A 19,494-nucleotide genomic window follows, 5' to 3' on the forward strand; every position below is an offset into this window, starting at 1 on the left:
TTAATCACCTACTTTGTTTCGTACCAAGAGTCTCCAACATTTAAGTCTACATCTAAGTTAACATCCATAGAAACCGCATGTTCCATTTCATCTTTAACAATCTTTGAAACTACATCAACTTCATCTTCTAAACACTCTATTATAAGCTCATCGTGTACTTGAAGTATTAGCTTAGATTTTAAATTTTTCTCTTGTAATTTTTTATATACATTCACCATCGCTATTTTTATTATATCTGCTGCACTTCCTTGTATAGGTGCATTCATAGCTAATCTTTTTCCTAAATTTTTTAAAATTACATTTCCTGCATTTATTTCAGGTATATATCTTCTTCTATTTAAAATAGTTTTTACATAACCATGTTCTTTAGCTTCTTCTATAGTACTATCCATATAAGTTTTTATGTCCTCATACGTATTTAAATAATTATCTATATAAGATTTAGCTTCCTTAACTGGTATATGAAGATTTTGAGATAATCCAAAGTCACTTATACCATATACTATACCAAAGTTTACTGCTTTTGCGGCACTTCTTTGCTCACTTGTAACATTTTTTATATCTATTCCAAAAACTTGAGATGCTGTTTTTGTATGTATATCAACATCGTGATTAAACGCATCTATCATATTCTCATCTTGACTCATATGTGCTAGTACTCTTAATTCTATTTGTGAGTAGTCAGCATCTACTAATTTACAGTCATTATCAGCTATAAATACTTTTCTTATATTTCTTCCCAACTCTAGTCTTACAGGTATGTTTTGTAAGTTAGGTTCAGTCGATGAAATTCTTCCTGTAGTAGTTATAGTTTGATTAAAAGAAGAATGTATTCTATGACTTATTGGGTTTATTATATTTATTAAACCATCTACATATGTAGAATTTAATTTTACAATCTGTCTGTATTCAGTTATTTTGTCAATTATCTCATGTTTATCTCTTAGTTTTTCTAGAACTTCTGCATTAGTTGAATATCCAGTTTTAGTTTTCTTTATTATTGGAAGTTCTAACTTTTCAAATAAAATAACTCCTAGCTGCTTTGGTGAATTTATATTAAACTCTTCACCTGCTAACTCATATATTTCACTTTCTAGTTTTGCTATAGATATTTTAAATTCTTCACCAAGTTCTATTAGTTTATCTTTATCAACCATAACACCTTCATATTCCATATAACCTAAAACTTCAACTAATGGCATTTCCACATGATAGAATAATCCATCCATATCCATATCAGTTAACTTTTCTTCCATTTTAGGAATTACTTTTTCTGTAAGGTTGATTATACTTCCTATATGATTGTCTATTTCTTCTTTACTTAAGTCCTCATATTTTTTAGCTTTAACACCTTTTCCAAGCAACTCTTCTTTAGATTTAATCTTTTGTGCAAAATAATTCATAGCTATAGAATCATATGTATAACTTGAACTACTTGAATCTATAAGATATTCTGCTATTGATATGTCAAAATACATATTATTTAAAGTTATATCATATGGTCTTAATGCTATATAATCTTCTTTTAAATCATATCCATATTTTCTTATTTCTTCACTGATTAATAGCTCTTTTATATCATCTATTTGTTCTTCATCTATGTAATATATATCTTCACCATTAATGCTTAAATAAATATTCATTATATTTTTTTCAAGTATATTGCCAAGCTTTTTAACTGACTTTAATATAAGCTTCCCTGATTTTTTAACCTCTTCTATAAATTTAGATAAATCAGCAAGTTTACTTATATTTAATTCTAAATCTTTAGTTTGGCCTTCTTCATCTAATTCACCACATAATCTTGCTATTAAACTATTAAATCCAAGTTCATTAAACATATCTATAACTTTTGATTTATCATACTCTCCAAAGGCTAAGTCATCTATATTTACATCTACTGGAACATCTCTTATTATTGTAGCAAGTCGCTTACTCATTACAGCTAACTCTTTATTTTCTTCTATTTTTTTCTTTTGGCTACCTTTTAGTTTGTCTATATTATCTAATATATTCTCTATACTTCCAAACTCTTTTATAAGTTTTATACCTGTTACTTCTCCTATTCCAGGAACACCAGGTATATTATCTGATTTATCTCCCATAAGACCTTTTAAGTCTATAAATTGAGTAGGAGTCATTTCGTATTTTTTCATAACTTCATCAAAATTATATTCTTCTACTTCTCCTACCCCTTTTTTAGTTATAAGAGTAGTTGTATTGTTTGATGCTAACTGTATAGCATCTTTATCTCCTGTAACAATATAAACTTTATATCCTTCTTGTTCTGCTTTTAAAGATATTGTACCTATAATATCATCTGCTTCATAACCTTCTAATTCTAATCTATTTATATTAAATACATCTAAAAGTTCTTTTAATGGCTCTATCTGTTCTCTTAATTCATCTGGCATCTTTTTTCTACCAGCTTTATATTCTTTATACTCTAAATGTCTAAAAGTTGGAGCTTTTTTATCAAATGCTACACTTATATGTGTTGGTTTATATGTATCTATTATTTTAAATAACATATTTGTAAATCCATATATAGCATTTGTATGTAATCCTTGCTTGTTTGTTAAATCTGGCAATGCATAAAAAGCTCTATTGATTATTGAATTTCCATCTATTATAACTAAAGTCTTATCCAAGTTTATCACTCCTAATTATTTATCCTTTGTATTATTACCAATTGTAATATATTTAATATTACCATATTATTGTAAGTATATTAAGAGCAAATATATTGCAAAACGTTTTTGACCCTGTTATAATTATAATATATTAAGCCGGTTTGCTGGAATTGGCAGACGGGGCGGACTCAAAATCCGTTGATAGTGATATCGTGTGGGTTCAAGTCCCACAACCGGCACCAATAATAAAAAAGAGAATAGCATATGCTATTCTCTTTTTTATTTATTAAATTTGTTGTGATAACATTTTGTATATTTCATATCTTTCTTTAGCATTTTCTTCTGTCATTTCAAATAACTCCTCTGCTACATCTGGGAATTGTTTAGCTATTGCAGAATATCTAACTTGTCCCATTAAGAAGTCTCTAAAGCTTTCTGTTGGTTCTTTTGAATCTAGTGTAAATGGATTCTTTCCTTGCTCTTTTAATATAGGGTTAAATCTGTATAAATGCCAATATCCACACTTAACAGCTTGTTCTTCATTGGCTATAGTTCTACCCATACCTTCTTTTAATCCATGAGATATACATGGTGCATAGCATATAACAAGTGATGGCCCATCATAATTTTCAGCTTCTATTATAGCTTTTATAAGTTGATTTTTATCTGCACCTAATGCTACTTGGGCTACATATACATTTCCATAAGTCATAGCCATTCTACCTAAATCTTTTTTCTTAGTTCTCTTTCCTGATGCTGCAAATTTAGCCATAGCTGCTACCGGAGTTGCTTTAGATGCTTGTCCTCCTGTATTTGAATATATTTCTGTATCAAATACTAATACATTAACATCCTCTCCTGATGCAAGCACATGATCTAGTCCTCCATATCCTATATCATATGCCCATCCATCTCCTCCTAATATCCATTGAGATCTTTTTACAAGATAGTCTTCAAGTTCTTTTACTTGATTCACTATGCAATTTGTATTTTCTTCTGAAGAATTTATACTATTTATCGCTTTTATAACTCCTTCTGAAGCACATGTTGACTCTAATCCATTATTTTTATTTTCTAACCAGTAATTAAATGCTTTTTTACTCTCTTCATCTATATTCATATTAACTAATTCAGTTAATAAATCTTGGATTCTATTTCTAATTTGTTTAACTCCTAAATACATACCATATCCATATTCTGCATTATCTTCAAATAGTGAGTTTGCCCAAGATGGCCCTTTACCTTCATTATTTGTAGTATATGGAGTTGATGGTGCTGATCCTCCCCATATCGATGAGCATCCTGTAGCATTTGCTATCATCATTCTATCTCCAAATAACTGTGTTACTAATTTTATATAAGGTGTTTCTCCACATCCTGCACAAGCTCCTGAGAACTCTATAAGTGGTACTCTAAATTGACTACCTTTTACAGTATTAGGATTCATTATATCACCTTTACATGAAACATTAGCCACTGCAAAATCCCAATTTGGTATTTCGCTATTAGTTTGTGTTTCTAAAGGTTTCATAACCAATGCCTTTTCTTTAGCTGGACATATATCTGCACAGTTTCCACATCCTGTACAATCCATAGTAGCTACTTGCATTCTATATTGTAAACCTTCAAATCCTTTACCTATAGCTTTCTTAACTCCAAAGCTCTCTGGAGCTTTAGCTACTTCTTCTTCATTTAATAAGAATGGTCTTATACATGCATGTGGACATACATATGCACATTGATTACATTGAATACAATTTTCTAATACCCACTCTGGCACGGTTATTCCTACTCCACGCTTTTCATAAGCTGCTGTACCATTAGGGAATGTACCATCTTCTATTCCATTGAACGCACTTACTGGTAAGTTATCTCCTTCTTGTGCATTCATAGGTCTTAATATATTTTTTATAAATTCAGGCTCATCAGCTTCTATACAATCATCTTTTGAATTTTTCCATGATTCAGGTATATCTATTTTAACTACTGAGTTCATTCCTTTTTCAACAGCTTCGTAGTTCATATTTACTACTTTTTCACCTTTTTTACCATAAGCTTTCTTTATAGAATCTTTTAAGTGTTCTACAGCTTCTTGTTCTGGTATTATACTAGCTAACTTGAAAAATGCTGATTGCATTATCATATTTATTCTGTTTCCAAGACCTATTTCTCCTGCTATTTTAGTAGCATTAACTGTATATAATTGTATATCATTATCTGCTATATATTTCTTAATTCTAGCTGGTAGGTGATTTTCTAATTCTTCTTTATCCCATATACAGTTTAGTACAAAAACTCCACCTTTTTTAAGTCCTTTTAATAAGTCATACTCATTTACATATGATTGATTATGACATGCTATATAATCTGCTTCATCTATAAGATATGTTGACTTTATAGGATCTTTCCCAAATCTTAAGTGAGACATTGTTATACCACCAGATTTTTTAGAATCATATGCAAAGTAAGCTTGCGCAAACATATCTGTATTATTTCCTATTATTTTTATAGCTTGTTTATTTGCTCCTACTGTTCCATCTGATCCTAATCCCCAGAACTTACATCTTATAGTTCCTTCTTGATGTATTTTAAAACTTCTATCAACCTCTATAGATCTATTTGTTACATCATCTGTTATTCCTACTGTAAAGTTATTTTTAGGATTATTACTCTTTAAGTTTTCATATATAGACTTTATATCTGCTGGAGTTGTATCCTTTGATCCTAGTCCATAAATTCCACCTATTATTTTAGGACAATTTTCACAATCATAAAATGCTGCCTTAACATCTAAATATAATGGTTCTCCTATTGATCCAGGCTCTTTAGTTCTATCTAGTACACATATTTTTTCAACACTCTTTGGAATAACATCCATAAAATGTTTAATTGAAAACGGTCTGTATAAATGAACCTTTACTAATCCATATTTCTCACCCTGACCATTTAAATATGTTATGGTTTCTTCTATCGTTTCAGTTACAGACCCCATAGCTACTATCAAGTATTTAGCATCATTTGGTCCAAAATAGTCAAATAATCCATGAGGTCTGCCTGTTAATTTGTTCATTTCATTCATATATTTTTCAACTATAGGTATTATATTTTCATAATACTTATTAGATGCTTCTCTTGTTTGGAAGTATATGTCTGGGTTTTGTGCCGTACCTCTAGTTACTGGATGATTAGGTGACAATGCTTTATCTCTGAACTCTTTTAAAGATTTTTTATCTATTAATTTTTCATAATCTTCATAATCTAGTACTTCTACTTTTTGTATTTCATGAGATGTTCTAAATCCATCAAAGAAGTGTATAAAAGGTAATTTACCTTCTATAGCAGCTAAATGTGCTACTGGTGCAATATCAGCAACTTCTTGTACTGATCCAGTTGCTAACATAACACAACCTGTTTGTCTTGCAGCCATAACGTCTTGATGATCTCCGAAAATTGATAATGCTTGAGATGCAATAGCTCTTGCACTTACATGGAATACTCCAGGTAATAATTCACCTGCTACTTTATACATATTAGGTATCATAAGTAACAAGCCTTGGGATGCTGTAAATGTTGTTGTCAATGCTCCTGCTTGAAGAGATCCATGAAATGCTCCTGCTGCTCCTGCCTCTGATTGCATTTCTACAACACTAACTTCCTGTCCAAATATATTTTTTCTTCCTTGAGCTGCCCATTCATCTACAACCTCTGCCATTGTAGACGAAGGTGTTATTGGGAATATTGCTGCAACGTCTGTGAATGCATACGCAACATGAGCTGCAGCTGTATTTCCATCTATAGTAATTACTTTTTTACCCATATAATAATGCCTCCTTAAAATTTAATTAGACTATGTATTCAAGTATTCATTAATCTTAAAATATTATTTACATTATTTCATTATATATACAAAAACCACCTCAAATACAATTGTATTTGAGGTGGTTTTTTATTTTTATAAGCTTGCTATTACTCTTAATAGAGACGTTTTTGACATCTCTGTCACATCCGTTATTTTATTATTTTCCAAAGTTACAGAAATCATATTTTCTAAATTTCCTTTATCATCAGATAATATATAGTAATTAATAAATTTATCTTTATCTTTTGTATAAGCTATAGCATTAGGTTCAGCTAAAATTGAATTCTTATATAATTCATCTTCACTTTCACCTACATACGACTTTACATCATCTAACTCTAAATCTTTGTTTTTTATATACTCTTGTCTATTGTAGAAGTCGATTATGACGTTTGATGATTTTAAATAGTCTGGCACGTCTTCAAATCCTGACGATATCCCTACAAATTCATTACTTTTAACATCAACTACTTTGTTATTTTTTATATCTAAGTATAATGCACTACTTTCATATCCTTCTTTTGGGTATATAAGTTCTATATTTAACTTGTTTAATAGTTGTTCATCACTTAGACTTTTATATTCTTTATAATTTTTAGTATTAACATAGTAACTTGTAATGTATGGTTTACCCATACTGTCTATAACTTCATTATAATTTTTTCCAATAACTTCACTTATATCATTTTGAATTTTTGTCATATTCTTTTGCTGTGTTGCTTTATCAACTTCTTTTTCTTCTTCTTTCATACTACATCCTGAGAACATCAGTATGGAAATTAGCACGATACTAATTAATATTAATTTCTTCATACAATAATCCTCCTAACTTTGAGTCTCTATAATTATATAATATTTTGATAAATTAAATAACCTTTGTAGTCAAATTGTAATGTTTTTGTAAGACTTAAGTTATATGATATAATATATAAGTATAAATTTAGGGGAGGGTATTTTTATGGACTTAAAACAACTAGAGGTCTTTGTAGCCGTAGCAAAATATAATAGTTTTTCTAAGGCTGCTAAAGAGCTATTTCTTACGCAACCTACTGTTAGTGCCCACATTCAAAATCTTGAAAAAAATCTAGACACAGTTTTAGTTAATAGAAATAACAAGATTATAACATTAACAAAAGCTGGTGAAATTTTATATGAACATGCAATATATATATTAAATAATTGTAAAAAAGCTATTTATGATATAAAAGAATATAGTGGTAAAATAGAAGGAGTTATAGATATAGCATGCAGTTCAATTCCTGAAACATATATTTTACCTGATTTCCTAAAAGATTTTTATAGTGATTATCCTAATGTTAAATTTAGTATAAGTCGCTATGACTCTCAAGATGCTATTTCAGAAATTTTAAATGAAAGAATTAGTTTTGGATTTGTAGGTTCTAAAATAAATAATAAGCAAATAGAATATGTAGATTTAATAGATGATGAACTTGTGTTAATAACACCCATAGACTTAATTTTAGAAAATGAAGATAATTATATAAACTTAGATCAACTTAATAATTTAAAGTTTATAATGAGAAAAGATGGTTCTGGAACTCAAAGTATAGTGATTGACAAACTTAAGTCACATAAGTTTCCAATAAGCAACTTAGACACTATAGCTTATGTAGAGTCTAATGAGTCTATAAAGGAAATGGTAAAATTAGGACTTGGAGTATCTTTTGTATCTTATAACTCTGTTATAGATTATATAAACTTAAAAAAAGTTAGATTCTACAAAATTAAAAACGTAAATTTTGATAGAAAGTTTTACTTTATATTTTCAAAGAAAAAAACATTTACTCCTTTAGAGTATAAGTTTTTAGATGGAATATGTGATTATTTTAATATAAATATAACTAAAAAAGATAAGTGATTACTCACTTATCTTTTTTTATATTATGCTTCTATTGTATAGAAAGCTTTATATCCTTTATACATTTCATATATATCAGCTTTAGAAACTATTTCATATGGAGCATGCATATTTAATACTCCAACTCCACAGTCTATTACCTCAGCTCCGTACTCAGCTAATATGTAGGCGATAGTTCCTCCGCCACCTTGGTCTACCTTACCAAGTTCTGATATTTGCCATACTACCTCAGCTTTATCAAATATTCTTCTTACTTCTGAAGCAAATTCTGCATTAGCATCATTGCATCCACCTTTTCCTCTTACACCTGTGTATTTAGTTAAAGCAAGACCATGTCCCATAAAACATGCATTTCTCTTATCTAATACCTCTGGGTATGTAGGATCAAATCCTGCTGAAACGTCAGCTGATAAAACCTTAGAATTAGCCATAGCTCTTCTTACTTTTAATTCACAGTAATCTCCTTCTAAGTTTATAAGTTCAGCTACTGTATTTTCAAAGAATTTAGAGTGCATTCCTGTGTTACCTTGAGAACCAACTTCCTCTTTATCTACACATAATGCAACAGCTGTATATTTTGGATTTTCAATATCAAATATAGATCTTACTGCACCGTAAGAACATACTCTATCATCATGTCCATAAGCTATTATCATAGATTTATCAAAACCTAAGTGTCTAGCTTTACCAGATGGAACTATTTCTATTTCTGCTGTTAAGAAGTCTTTTTCTGTCATATTATATTTTTCATTTAATAACTTCATTACGTTAGCTGCAACAGGCTCTTTTTCTTCTCCTTCTAATGGCATATGTCCTACTAAAAGGTTTAATCCTTCTCCTGTTACACCTTCGCCTAATTTCTTTTGCATTTGATCAGCAGCTAAATGTATTAATAAGTCTGTTATACAAAATACTGGATCATTATCATCTTCACCTATGCATATGTCAACTTTTGTTCCATCATTTAAGATAACTACACCATGTATTGCTAATGGTAAAGCTGTCCATTGATATTTTTTTATACCACCATAGTAGTGAGTTTTTAAAAGAGACATATTTCCATCTTCATATAATGGATTTGGTTTTAAATCTATTCTAGGAGCATCTATATGACCTCCAACAATTCTCATTCCATTTTGTAATTCTTCTTGTCCCATTACGAATAAAGCAACACCTTTGTCTTTATTCTCTGCATATATTTTATCCCCTGCTGATACTTTTCCTTTAGACATAGCTTCTTCAACAGATATAAATCCATTTTCTTTAGCTTGTCTTACTATTTCTCTCGCTGAAGTTCTTTCAGTCTTACCTGCATCTAAGAATTTCATATAGTTATCAGCATAATCCATAACCATATCTAATTCTTTGTTTTCATTGATTTGATTCCATGCATTTTTAAATTCATGTCTTAAATTCATACTAATACTCCCTTTCTTATAAGATTCCCTATTAATAATTATAGCACACTTGCAATTGTTAGATTTACAATTTTTTACTTATTTTTGTTTTTCATTGCTTCTTCATACTCTTCTGGAGAAACAACTTTTATATTTTCTAATCTTGATCTGAAATGACCTCTAAAATGTTCTAAATATTCTTTTCTTAATCCTTCTCTTTCTTTATGCTCGTCGTGTGTTAAGCCTTCACCTTTGTGCTTTTTAGCTAATTCATTTATTCTGTTTAATTTTACTTTATCAAATTCGTTATTCATTTTATATCACTCCTAAAAAAATAGTTTATTTTCTTTAAATTCTTCTTTATTTTTATAACTTCTTAAAAATTCATCTATATTATTTGCTATTATATCTATTCCCTTTTCTATTTCACATATACTTGGTTGTGCTATATTTATCCTAAAGAATCTATCATCTATTAACGTATCAAAAAAATAACCGCCTGGTAAAATAGATACCCCTTTTTTTAATAAATATACACTAAATTCTTTAGATGAGTATCCTCTTGGAAGTTCTAAGAAAAAATTTATTCCACCTGATGGTTCTTTGAATTTTAACTTTTGCGATAATTTATCATTCATTAACTTAAGCGCTATTTTAAACTTCTCATTATATGATTTTTCAATATCATTAATATAATTATCCCAATCAAAATTTTCCATATAATGATACATAGACCTTTGAACAATTCCTGATGTAGAAATATCCGATGAATATTTTGCCCATAAAACTTTTTTTAATATTTCATTAGGCATTTCAACTAATCCAAGTCTTAGTCCTGGCATTAATAATTTAGAGAAACTTTTTATATATATTACTCGCCCTTTATCATCATAACTTCTAAGTGGATAGTGCTCATCACAATTAAATCTTAAGTCACTCATAAAATCATCTTCAAGTATATAAAAATCATATTTTTCAGCTAGTTCTATTAATTTTTTCTTTTTATAAACTGAGTATGAAATACCCGTTGGATTTTGATAATTAGGCATAGTATATAGTATTTTTGGTCTTGTTTTTTCTAATTTCAATTTCAAAATTCCTATATCTATTCCATCATCTAACATAGGTATACTTATAATCTTTGCTCCTCTGTTTTTAAAAACTTCTAAGGCCCCTCTGTATGTGGGTTCTTCAACAAAAACTAAATCGGAATAATTTATCATACCTTTACAAACTATATCTATTCCTTGTTGTGCACCAGAAATTATTTGTATGTTATCTTGATTTGTATATATATTCAGTTTTTCAAGATAATTTACAAATCGTTCTCTTAACTTTATAAATCCAAGACCATCATCATATTCAAAAATTGAATGTCCTTCTTTATCTAATGCTATATTTATAGATTTTTTAAAATCATTTATAGGAAACATATTTATAGATGGATTACCATTGTCAAATCTTATTATTCCATCCATATTATCATCTTTCTTGGTTATACTTGTACTATTAGAATCTGTTACAAATGTTCCACTTCCCACAATTTTATATACATAACCTTCATTTTCTAATAGTTCATACGCTTTTACTATAGTCGTATTATTTACACCTAATAACTTTGATATAGTTCTTATTGGCGGAAGCTTTTCATTAGCTTTCATCTTCCCTTTTTTTATATGATCTTTTATATGGCTATATATTTGTAAATATTTAGGACTATCTTTTTCTATATTTAACTTATACTTATCCATTTTCTCACCACTTAAATGATATTATTTGATTATAGCTTTCTTGATACCCATAGATATATTTGATATTATCTATTTATGTATATATAATACCAAAAATTTTTAAAAAAGGGGATAATAATTATGTATTACGACTATCATATGCATTCAAACTTTTCAGGAGATAGCCAAACAGATATGGAAGATATGGTAAAAAAATCTATAGACTTAGGGCTAAAAGAGATTTGTTTTACTGATCACGTGGATTACGACATAATTAGTGATGTAGATTTTGAAACTGACTATAATGCGTATTTAAATAAAATAAGTATGCTTAAAGATAAATATAAAAATAAAATAAGTATAAAACAAGGTATAGAGATGGGAGTTCAAGCTCATATATTAAAAGAATGTTCTTATGATATAAAAACTCATCCATTTGATTTTGTTATATGCTCTATGCATGCAATAGACAGGGTTGATTTATATAATGGAACTTTCTTTGATAATAAAACTCAGGTTGAGGCATACGAAAAATACTACGAAACTCTATATACTATAGTAAAAAATTATAATGACTATTCTGTATTAGGCCACTTAGATTTAATAAAACGTTATGGAGACTATAAAAGCGAACTAGATGATAAACTTTTTTATGACATAATAGAGTCTATATTAAAAAAAGCTATTGAAAACGGAAAAGGAATAGAAATTAACACATCTTGTTTTAGGTATGGACTTAAAGATTTAACTCCATCTACAAATATATTAAAATTGTATAAAGATTTAGGTGGAGAAATTATAACGACTGGATCAGATTCTCATATTCCAGATCAAATTGCTTATAAATTTGATTCTATTTACAATAAGTTAGATGAGTTAGGTTTTAAGTATGTATGTAAATTTGATAAAATGAACCCAAGTTTTGTAAGTTTAAAGAATATACTAAATAAATAATAACAAAAAATAATCCAATTTGTATGGATTATTTTTTTTTCATTTTTATATATAGAGTTGAATATAACTTAAGATAGGAGGTGGTTAAATTGAAAGTTCCTAATCTTGTGTATTCAACTTTAGTTTTATTTATATCAAATTTTATAGTTAGACTAATAGGTTTTTTATATAAAATATTTTTATCAAATAATTTATCTGAAATACATCTAGGTATATATCATTTAGTATTTCACTTTTTAATGATTTGTATAGCTCTTACTACAACTGGCATACCTACTGCTCTTAGTTGTATGGTTGCTAGAAAAAAAGCATTTAATGATAAACATAGCACTAATACACTTTTCATATCAACTATATACATATCATTTTTAATAGCAACTTTAATTTCATTAATTATAGGTTTTAATTCATCTTATATATCTTCTATTATATTAAGTAATAGTAATGCATCTGTATTTATTTTAGCAATATGTCCTGCTATTATAGCAATAACTTTATCTAATGTAGTTAGAGGATATTACTATGGAATGAAAAAAGTTAATATGCCTGCTATTTCTCAAATATTAGAACAAGTATCAAAAATCATATTCGTATATATTATTGCTAAAAACTTTGATAATCCTACTCTAATTTGTTTATCAGCTATAATTGGAATATCATTAGGGGAGTGTATTAGTTTATTATTTATGACTTTTAATTTAGCTAAAAAGCCTTATATAGATAATAAATATACTATAGATATAAAAGAGTTTGTATATGCATCTTACAATACAATTAAAATGTCTTTACCTATAACTTGTAATCGTATGTCTAATATAATCCTTAATTCTGTTAGTTCTATGATTATTCCATCTAGGTTGGCACTTTCTGGAGTTACTTATACAAACTCATTAGCTATTTACGGTACTATATCTGGTATGGTTTTTCCTTTTATATACCTTCCTTTTATGATGGTATCTGCTTTAGTTGTAAATATAATACCTAATATTTCTTTAGAAGTAAGTAAAAATAATATTAACGCAATAAAGAAAAAAATACATTTTTCTATTCTTCTTACTTTCGTAGTAGGTGCATTATGTTCTTTTATATTTTATTTTTTAGGAGAAGAAATTTGCATTTTAGTATTTAATAGCAAAAGTGCAGGTATATATCTTAAATATATGTGCCTTATACCTTTATTTCTAAGCTTAACTCATATACTTTCAGGAATATTACATTCTATCGGCAAAGAGTATCTTTCTAGTGTTATAAGTATATCTTATATGATATTTCAAATAGTATCTCTTTACTTTATATTACCAATTCCCAATATTGGCTTAGCTGGGTACATATTAATATTAACATTAGTTCCACTACTTTCATCTCTAACAAATTTATATGTATTATTGAAATATTTAAGATCATTAAGGTGAGGTGATTATCAGTATGTTAAAAAAAGATGTTTTTCCTAATAGTTTTATTCAGCTATATACAAAGAATAATTCTTTATATTTAAAAACTAATTTAGAAGAAACTTTTAAGATATCTAAATATGCTCATTTATATTCTTATATTTTAGATAACGATAATAAGGCTCATATATGCTTAATTGATTCTAAAAGTAATATTATTTATATTACTTTTAGAAATAACATTTTAGATAATGTATCATCATTTAAATTAGATATTAACATAAAAAATTTAAGCAACTTATCAGTATATACTATAAAGCATTCACTTCATACATTCTTTATAAGAAAAGTAAGTAGAAATGAATTTATTATACATCATTTAATTTATGATTTTAACAATAAAGTTTGGAGTTTATTAAAAATAGGATCTACAAGTAAATCTAGTAATCCTGTGTATTCAGTTAAGATTTCCAATAATTGTTTACTTTGCTCTTACTCTACTTACATAAACAAAGCTATAGTAAGAAAAAACCTTTCATTCGATGAAGTAAATGAATGCTGGAATAATTATTATAGTCAAAAAACTAGTCAATTATTGATGAGCTACTGTGATAGTATAGAGTATAAATAAATGTAAAAAGGGTATCGATTTTATCGATACCCTTTTTATATTTATTTACAGTAGAATTAAATTATTTGCATTTCTTTTCATTATCTTCACAGTTACCTGTAAATTGTGAGAAATCACAAACGCTACCAAATGTATCTGCTAATCTAGGTTGTATTTTTGTAGGTCCTCCCAATACAACTATTTGCTCTTTTATTAGTACACTTACTATATTTTGTAAGCAAAGAACTAAATCTATTCCATTTGGTATTTCTAACTCATAGCAAGGTTTCCCATTTATTATTTCTTGAGTTATTACACCTTTTCCTATACAATCTACTGTTAATTGAGTTTGGAAATCTTGTCTTAAAGTAAATGATCTTCCATCTGCTGGTACTACCACATCGCTAGATAAAGTATTGAAATAGAATACTACACAATTTGAAGAATCTTCACATTTAGAATGACACTTACTACATGGAGTAGCTATAGCTGTAAATTCTGAACATCCGAATCTACCTGTCAATTCTATTTCTAAATCATATACTATAACATTTAATCCCTTTTCTTTGTATACTACATTTTGTCCTAAACACTTTTCATTGCAGCATCTGTTTAGTTGACCACAAACATTATATTCAAAAACTGACTTACATTCTTGTTTTTTTCCATTAACTTCATCAATTTTTAATTGCTCTAAAGAAGTTGTTCCTGGATTAATCTTTATACCTGAATAGTTTATACATACTTTTTCTATAGTTACATTAGTTTGAGTTGAACATGGTAATGGTCCACATAAGTTTCCTAATTCATACTTAAAATGTAGATCATCTCCATTTGAATTTTTACCATCTGTAAATACTCTAAACATTATAGTATCGTATATTCTATTAGTTTCTATTGGGTATAGCATTGCTTGTGATGTTGAAAACTTCGGTGGTACTAAAGGATGGCTACACTCTTCTGGACAAGGGTTTGGGAAGCAATTCTCTGTACAATCATCGTCGTTGCAGTTACAGCAACTTGTATTACAACCACAATTGTGGTGATGGTCATTACATTTACCTTTACAATCATCTACACAATCACATGGTATATATGGATGACAGTGAGGTTTGCATCCATTTGATTTGCACCCTCTGTTTAATTCTTCTTCAATTTCATTTGTTTCTATATAGCTTCTACTAGGTTCTATTTTTTGAGTAGGCTGTTGTACTCTTTTGCTTACTACTTTTTTAGATCTCATTAAATCCTTCATTAAGTTTTGTCCTCCCCTTTGATTGTCTTATTAAAAATGTAGGCTCTTTATTATGCCTAATTAATAATATGCACGCATTTTATTAATTGTTACTTAATTACTATTTTATTAATTAATTCTTATTAGAATAAATAACTTTTCTCTTAACATATATATTTATATAATAAGTATATTTAGGAGGTTACTATGGGGTTTTTTAATGAATGTTCTTATGTATTAAGGAAGTCTAACAAAGATATGATAGTTATTAATGGTGGATCCAACTTAGTTTGCAATTATTTTAAAAATAGCGACTTATTCATTTTAAAGGAAAACATAATGAATATACCATTAGATTATTCAAAGTATTACTTTGATATTGATTCAAATGATAACATCTATGGAATATATATAGATAACTGTATTAATATTTTAAAATTAAATAATAATACTACTAGATTTAAGCCTCTTTATACAGTTGATTATGATTTTATTAACTTTGATATAACTTTTCCATATATAAAATTTATAGATAGTGAAATGCATATAATCTATTATTTGACTAATAAATCTAATCCTACAACTATATTATTTCATCATTACTACAATGGTTCTACTTGGGTTGAAAATAAAATAGATTTTATAAATTTACCTATTTTAGATAACTTTATAGTTAATTTTAATAATAATACTCCTACTATCTTCTACATTAAGGATCATAATGATTTTTCTCAAATCTGCTCATCTACATTTAATACTAATAGTTGCACATGGGATAATCGTATATTAATTACTGATTCAAGTTCTAATAAAATATACCTATCTGTATTAAAAGATAAGCTTAATTTCTATCATTTTTCATATTGTGAATCCATTGAAGGAAAATATAGTATAAAGTATTTAAATGGATACTTAAAAAATAATTTTTTTGAAGAATTAACAAATAAATTTTTAAATACTCCTCATGTCTACTTATTTCCATCATTATTAGAGTATAAAAATATCATATATATTTTTTATATAGAAGATAATAAATTGTATACATTTTATACAAAAGACTTGGGCATTAATTGGAGTGAGCCTATAGAAGATTGTTATAGTATCAATGAAAAATTTATTAGGTCTTATTTTAAATCTAAGTATAAGGATGATTTAAGTTATAATACTAATACTTTATTTACTTGTAAGAATCCATTTTCAATATTAGGCAATTTTGAACAATAAAAAAAGTATTGTGAATCACAATACTTTTTTTACCCCAAAACACCGATGGCCCTTCAAATTCAGACCCGAGAATCTCCCAGGTGGGTGTACTACTAGGAGTTTTTAGCTTCCCCCATAATTATGGAGGGGCATGCTATACACTTCTAGACTCATACTCCCGTTCAAACTTTGTCGGTTGAATTTAAATAAGCTCTGTCGTATGCTTCAGGATTTCATATTTCTATTATATAATAAAACTTCAAAATTTAAAAGTAGTTTTATATAGCAATTTTATCATTTTTTTTACTTTTTTCCATATTTTATCTGTTAATTCGAATATAATCATCATCGTTATAGTCATCCATGTCGTAACTTTCTTCATCATCTTCTAAATATTCATATTCATACTCCGATTCATCTTCTTCAAATTCTTCATATTTATCATTATAAACTACATTATAACTTGATCTATTGTTTTTCTCATTTTTTGAGTCTTTGTTATCACTTCTTAAAAGACTTCCTAATAGCTTTAAGTTGTTTAAACTACCTAGATTATTTATATTAGCTAAGGAACTAAGGCTAAATCCTGATCCACTTTCTTCTCCAATATCATCTGGTAAAAATAATTCTGCAAATAGCTCTATTTTCTTTTTCATATCTATAGCTTTTTCAACTGTCTCTTTTTTGCTTTCCGGGAAAACTTCTAAAATCTCTTTTATCATCATATTTTTTCTATCGTCTTCTTCCATGCTTCTAAAAAAATCTGATTCATCAGATTCATCTATTTCATCTACTGTACTTAATTTTTTTATACCCCTTACAAGATCTAACATACTCTCTATCTTCACAAGAACTTTCCGCTCATCTCTATCCATATATTTTTTAGTTCTTGTAATTATTTCCAATCCCCTGTCTAAATCATCATCACTCAACTCTAACATTTTCATCCCTTTGTCTATATCATGTATATTAAAAGTATCATTTTCACTTGTATATTCCAAAGGGTCTACTATATCTTCCTCATCTTCATAGCTCTCATCATTATATTCTTTAGGTCGTAACTTTTCCTTTAATTTAAGCTTATTAATTTTCTTCGCCCCTTTTGCCCTCATATATCCTGATTCATCATTTTCATCTATGTCATTAGGCTTATTATCGTAAAGTGATATATTACCATTACTTAAAGCTATAATTCCTAATATAAATAGTAAATTGTTCACTATTGGTCACCCCTTACTATATACTACTCCTAATATATAAACTATGTTTTATTTTATATTATTGTTCCTTTCTTTTATATTAGTGCATATATATTATTTATAAGTATTTTTTATTTTCATATTATTATTCATATTTTACTCAATACTTCTATATATAAATAATATGAACATAATCAAATATATATTATTGAAAGAGGTGTTTTTATGAAAAAAATAGATAAAGAAGCTATGGAAAAATTCGCAAAAGAAAAAAACATAGATAAAAATAAAATTGAAGAAATTGCAGATGGTTACAAAGATAAATCTGAGGATGAGCTTATGGATGAGCTTGTTAAAATAGGTAAAACACTTCAAGGTAAAGAAGAGGTTGTAGAAAAATTCAAAGCATTCTTGGATGAAAATCAAAGAAAAAAAGTAGATACTATTATGAATAAAATATCAAATGCAGAAGCTAAAGAAAAAGTAAATAATAAAAAAAGTAAAAAATCTAAACCTGACCAATCTAAAAAGGAGTCTAGTAAAAAATCAGGTAAAACTGATGGCCATAAATCACCTAAAAATACTAAATCAGAACCAACAACTGAAAACACTAAATCAAGCAAGAAAGTAAAAAAAGTTATAAAAAAAGTTAAAAAAAATGAAGAGTAATAAAGAATAATAAAAAATGTAACCTTTAAAGGTTACATTTTTTATGCTTTTATAGGTTCTAGCTTAGAGTGTATATTAGAGATTATATCCTCTTTAATTTCATTTGCTCTTTCTAATAGTTCATTACATTTGCTTGTATATTCACTTACCATATTTTCATCATCTAATCCTAACAAGTTAACTTTTACGTTTAAAATTGCACCTTCTACTCCACTATATATAAGCAATGTTCCTACACCTATATCCGTTATAGCATTTTGATTTCCATACTTTGCTATATACCCTATCATTTCTAATGCTTCCACTGATACAGATGCCGTTTTAAACGGTATCTCTATTGAGTATCCAGTAGCACATTTTATAGCAGCTTTTCTAGCTTCTATTTCTTCTTCTGTATCTTTTGGCATTTTTATAGCCCTCATATACTCATCAAATGATTCTGTGTCTTTATCAACTAATGTTAATAATTCTTCTCTTATATCTCCTAACTTATTGAACTTATCTGTAAATTCTATTCTAACGCATTCTTCTAATGCTTCGTATTTCTTTTTTCCAAAACTTAAATTAGCCATCATTCTAGCTAAACTTACTCCTATATTAGACGCTAATGCAGATACAGACCCGCCCCCTGGAGCTGGCGAATTAGAATCTACCGACTTTGAAAAATCCTCTACTGTCATTTCAACTAACTTCATACATAATCCCCCTCATTTATAAGTAATTAAAAACCACATAA

General features: G+C 27.8%; 15 protein-coding genes, 1 tRNA gene and 1 other RNA gene. 7 read left to right on the forward strand and 10 right to left on the reverse strand.

From position 1 onward, the window contains the following. Window positions 1-8: 8 nt before the first annotated feature. Entirely contained in the window at window positions 9-2,651 is a 2,643-nt protein-coding gene (polA, locus tag ACEXNK_RS12235; protein WP_373598822.1) for a DNA polymerase I, read from the reverse strand. Window positions 2,652-2,788: 137 nt separating this feature from the next. On the opposite strand from polA, the gene ACEXNK_RS12240 reads away from it, so the two are divergent. Then, window positions 2,789-2,875: transfer RNA gene (locus ACEXNK_RS12240), tRNA-Leu, on the forward strand. A gap of 44 nt (window positions 2,876-2,919) precedes the next feature. Here ACEXNK_RS12240 and nifJ read toward each other — a convergent pair. Beyond that, on the reverse strand, window positions 2,920-6,450 hold the full coding sequence (nifJ, locus tag ACEXNK_RS12245; protein ID WP_373598823.1) for a pyruvate:ferredoxin (flavodoxin) oxidoreductase: 3,531 nt from the start codon (window positions 6,448-6,450) through the stop codon (window positions 2,920-2,922). A 135-nt stretch (window positions 6,451-6,585) separates the two neighbouring features. After that, window positions 6,586-7,305, reverse strand: coding sequence for a hypothetical protein (locus tag ACEXNK_RS12250; protein WP_373598824.1), 720 nt, complete (start codon window positions 7,303-7,305; stop codon window positions 6,586-6,588). Window positions 7,306-7,450: 145 nt separating this feature from the next. Here ACEXNK_RS12250 and ACEXNK_RS12255 point away from each other — a divergent pair, with 145 nt between their 5' ends. Beyond that, the gene (locus ACEXNK_RS12255; protein ID WP_373598825.1) at window positions 7,451-8,371 is read left to right on the forward strand and encodes a selenium metabolism-associated LysR family transcriptional regulator; all 921 of its coding nucleotides are present in this window, start codon (window positions 7,451-7,453) and stop codon (window positions 8,369-8,371) included. A gap of 23 nt (window positions 8,372-8,394) precedes the next feature. Here the strand turns inward: ACEXNK_RS12255 and ACEXNK_RS12260 are convergent, their stop codons facing one another. The 3 genes from ACEXNK_RS12260 to pdxR all read right to left on the reverse strand — a co-directional run bounded on the left by ACEXNK_RS12260 (window position 8,395) and on the right by pdxR (window position 11,519). After that, on the reverse strand, window positions 8,395-9,789 hold the full coding sequence (locus ACEXNK_RS12260) for an aminopeptidase (RefSeq protein ID WP_373598826.1): 1,395 nt from the start codon (window positions 9,787-9,789) through the stop codon (window positions 8,395-8,397). Between the two features lie 74 nt (window positions 9,790-9,863). Further along, on the reverse strand, window positions 9,864-10,082 hold the full coding sequence (locus tag ACEXNK_RS12265; RefSeq protein WP_373598827.1) for a DUF896 domain-containing protein: 219 nt from the start codon (window positions 10,080-10,082) through the stop codon (window positions 9,864-9,866). 12 nt (window positions 10,083-10,094) lie between these two features. Beyond that, window positions 10,095-11,519, reverse strand: coding sequence for a MocR-like pyridoxine biosynthesis transcription factor PdxR (gene pdxR, locus ACEXNK_RS12270; RefSeq protein WP_373598828.1), 1,425 nt, complete (start codon window positions 11,517-11,519; stop codon window positions 10,095-10,097). A 120-nt stretch (window positions 11,520-11,639) separates the two neighbouring features. Between pdxR and ACEXNK_RS12275 the strand changes: the two genes are divergently transcribed. The 3 genes from ACEXNK_RS12275 to ACEXNK_RS12285 all read left to right on the forward strand — a co-directional run bounded on the left by ACEXNK_RS12275 (window position 11,640) and on the right by ACEXNK_RS12285 (window position 14,474). Further along, the gene (locus ACEXNK_RS12275) at window positions 11,640-12,452 is read left to right on the forward strand and encodes a histidinol-phosphatase HisJ family protein (RefSeq protein WP_373598829.1); all 813 of its coding nucleotides are present in this window, start codon (window positions 11,640-11,642) and stop codon (window positions 12,450-12,452) included. Between the two features lie 80 nt (window positions 12,453-12,532). After that, on the forward strand, window positions 12,533-13,864 hold the full coding sequence (locus ACEXNK_RS12280) for an oligosaccharide flippase family protein (RefSeq protein WP_373598830.1): 1,332 nt from the start codon (window positions 12,533-12,535) through the stop codon (window positions 13,862-13,864). Between the two features lie 13 nt (window positions 13,865-13,877). Beyond that, window positions 13,878-14,474, forward strand: coding sequence for a hypothetical protein (locus tag ACEXNK_RS12285; protein WP_373598831.1), 597 nt, complete (start codon window positions 13,878-13,880; stop codon window positions 14,472-14,474). A gap of 61 nt (window positions 14,475-14,535) precedes the next feature. Here the strand turns inward: ACEXNK_RS12285 and ACEXNK_RS12290 are convergent, their stop codons facing one another. Continuing rightward, window positions 14,536-15,708: a hypothetical protein gene (locus ACEXNK_RS12290; protein WP_373598832.1), complete on the reverse strand. Its 1,173-nt coding sequence runs from the start codon at window positions 15,706-15,708 to the stop codon at window positions 14,536-14,538. Between the two features lie 186 nt (window positions 15,709-15,894). Here ACEXNK_RS12290 and ACEXNK_RS12295 point away from each other — a divergent pair, with 186 nt between their 5' ends. Then, window positions 15,895-16,911: a hypothetical protein gene (locus ACEXNK_RS12295; protein WP_373598833.1), complete on the forward strand. Its 1,017-nt coding sequence runs from the start codon at window positions 15,895-15,897 to the stop codon at window positions 16,909-16,911. 27 nt (window positions 16,912-16,938) lie between these two features. On the opposite strand, the gene ssrS is transcribed toward ACEXNK_RS12295, so the two are convergent. Together ssrS and ACEXNK_RS12305 are read right to left on the reverse strand one after the other, a co-directional pair. After that, a non-coding RNA gene (ssrS, locus tag ACEXNK_RS12300) (6S RNA) lies at window positions 16,939-17,125 on the reverse strand. An 85-nt stretch (window positions 17,126-17,210) separates the two neighbouring features. After that, window positions 17,211-18,110: a hypothetical protein gene (locus ACEXNK_RS12305; protein ID WP_373598834.1), complete on the reverse strand. Its 900-nt coding sequence runs from the start codon at window positions 18,108-18,110 to the stop codon at window positions 17,211-17,213. A gap of 204 nt (window positions 18,111-18,314) precedes the next feature. Here ACEXNK_RS12305 and ACEXNK_RS12310 point away from each other — a divergent pair, with 204 nt between their 5' ends. Beyond that, window positions 18,315-18,758 (forward strand): hypothetical protein, encoded by a 444-nt coding sequence (locus ACEXNK_RS12310; protein WP_373598835.1) that lies wholly within the window; start codon window positions 18,315-18,317, stop codon window positions 18,756-18,758. Window positions 18,759-18,799: 41 nt separating this feature from the next. Here the strand turns inward: ACEXNK_RS12310 and ACEXNK_RS12315 are convergent, their stop codons facing one another. Then, window positions 18,800-19,453, reverse strand: coding sequence for a cyclodeaminase/cyclohydrolase family protein (locus tag ACEXNK_RS12315; protein WP_373598836.1), 654 nt, complete (start codon window positions 19,451-19,453; stop codon window positions 18,800-18,802). Between the last annotated feature and the right edge of the window lie 41 nt (window positions 19,454-19,494).

The sequence above is a fragment of the Paraclostridium bifermentans genome (assembly GCF_964259345.1).
GTDB lineage: Bacteria > Bacillota > Clostridia > Peptostreptococcales > Peptostreptococcaceae > Paraclostridium > Paraclostridium bifermentans_B.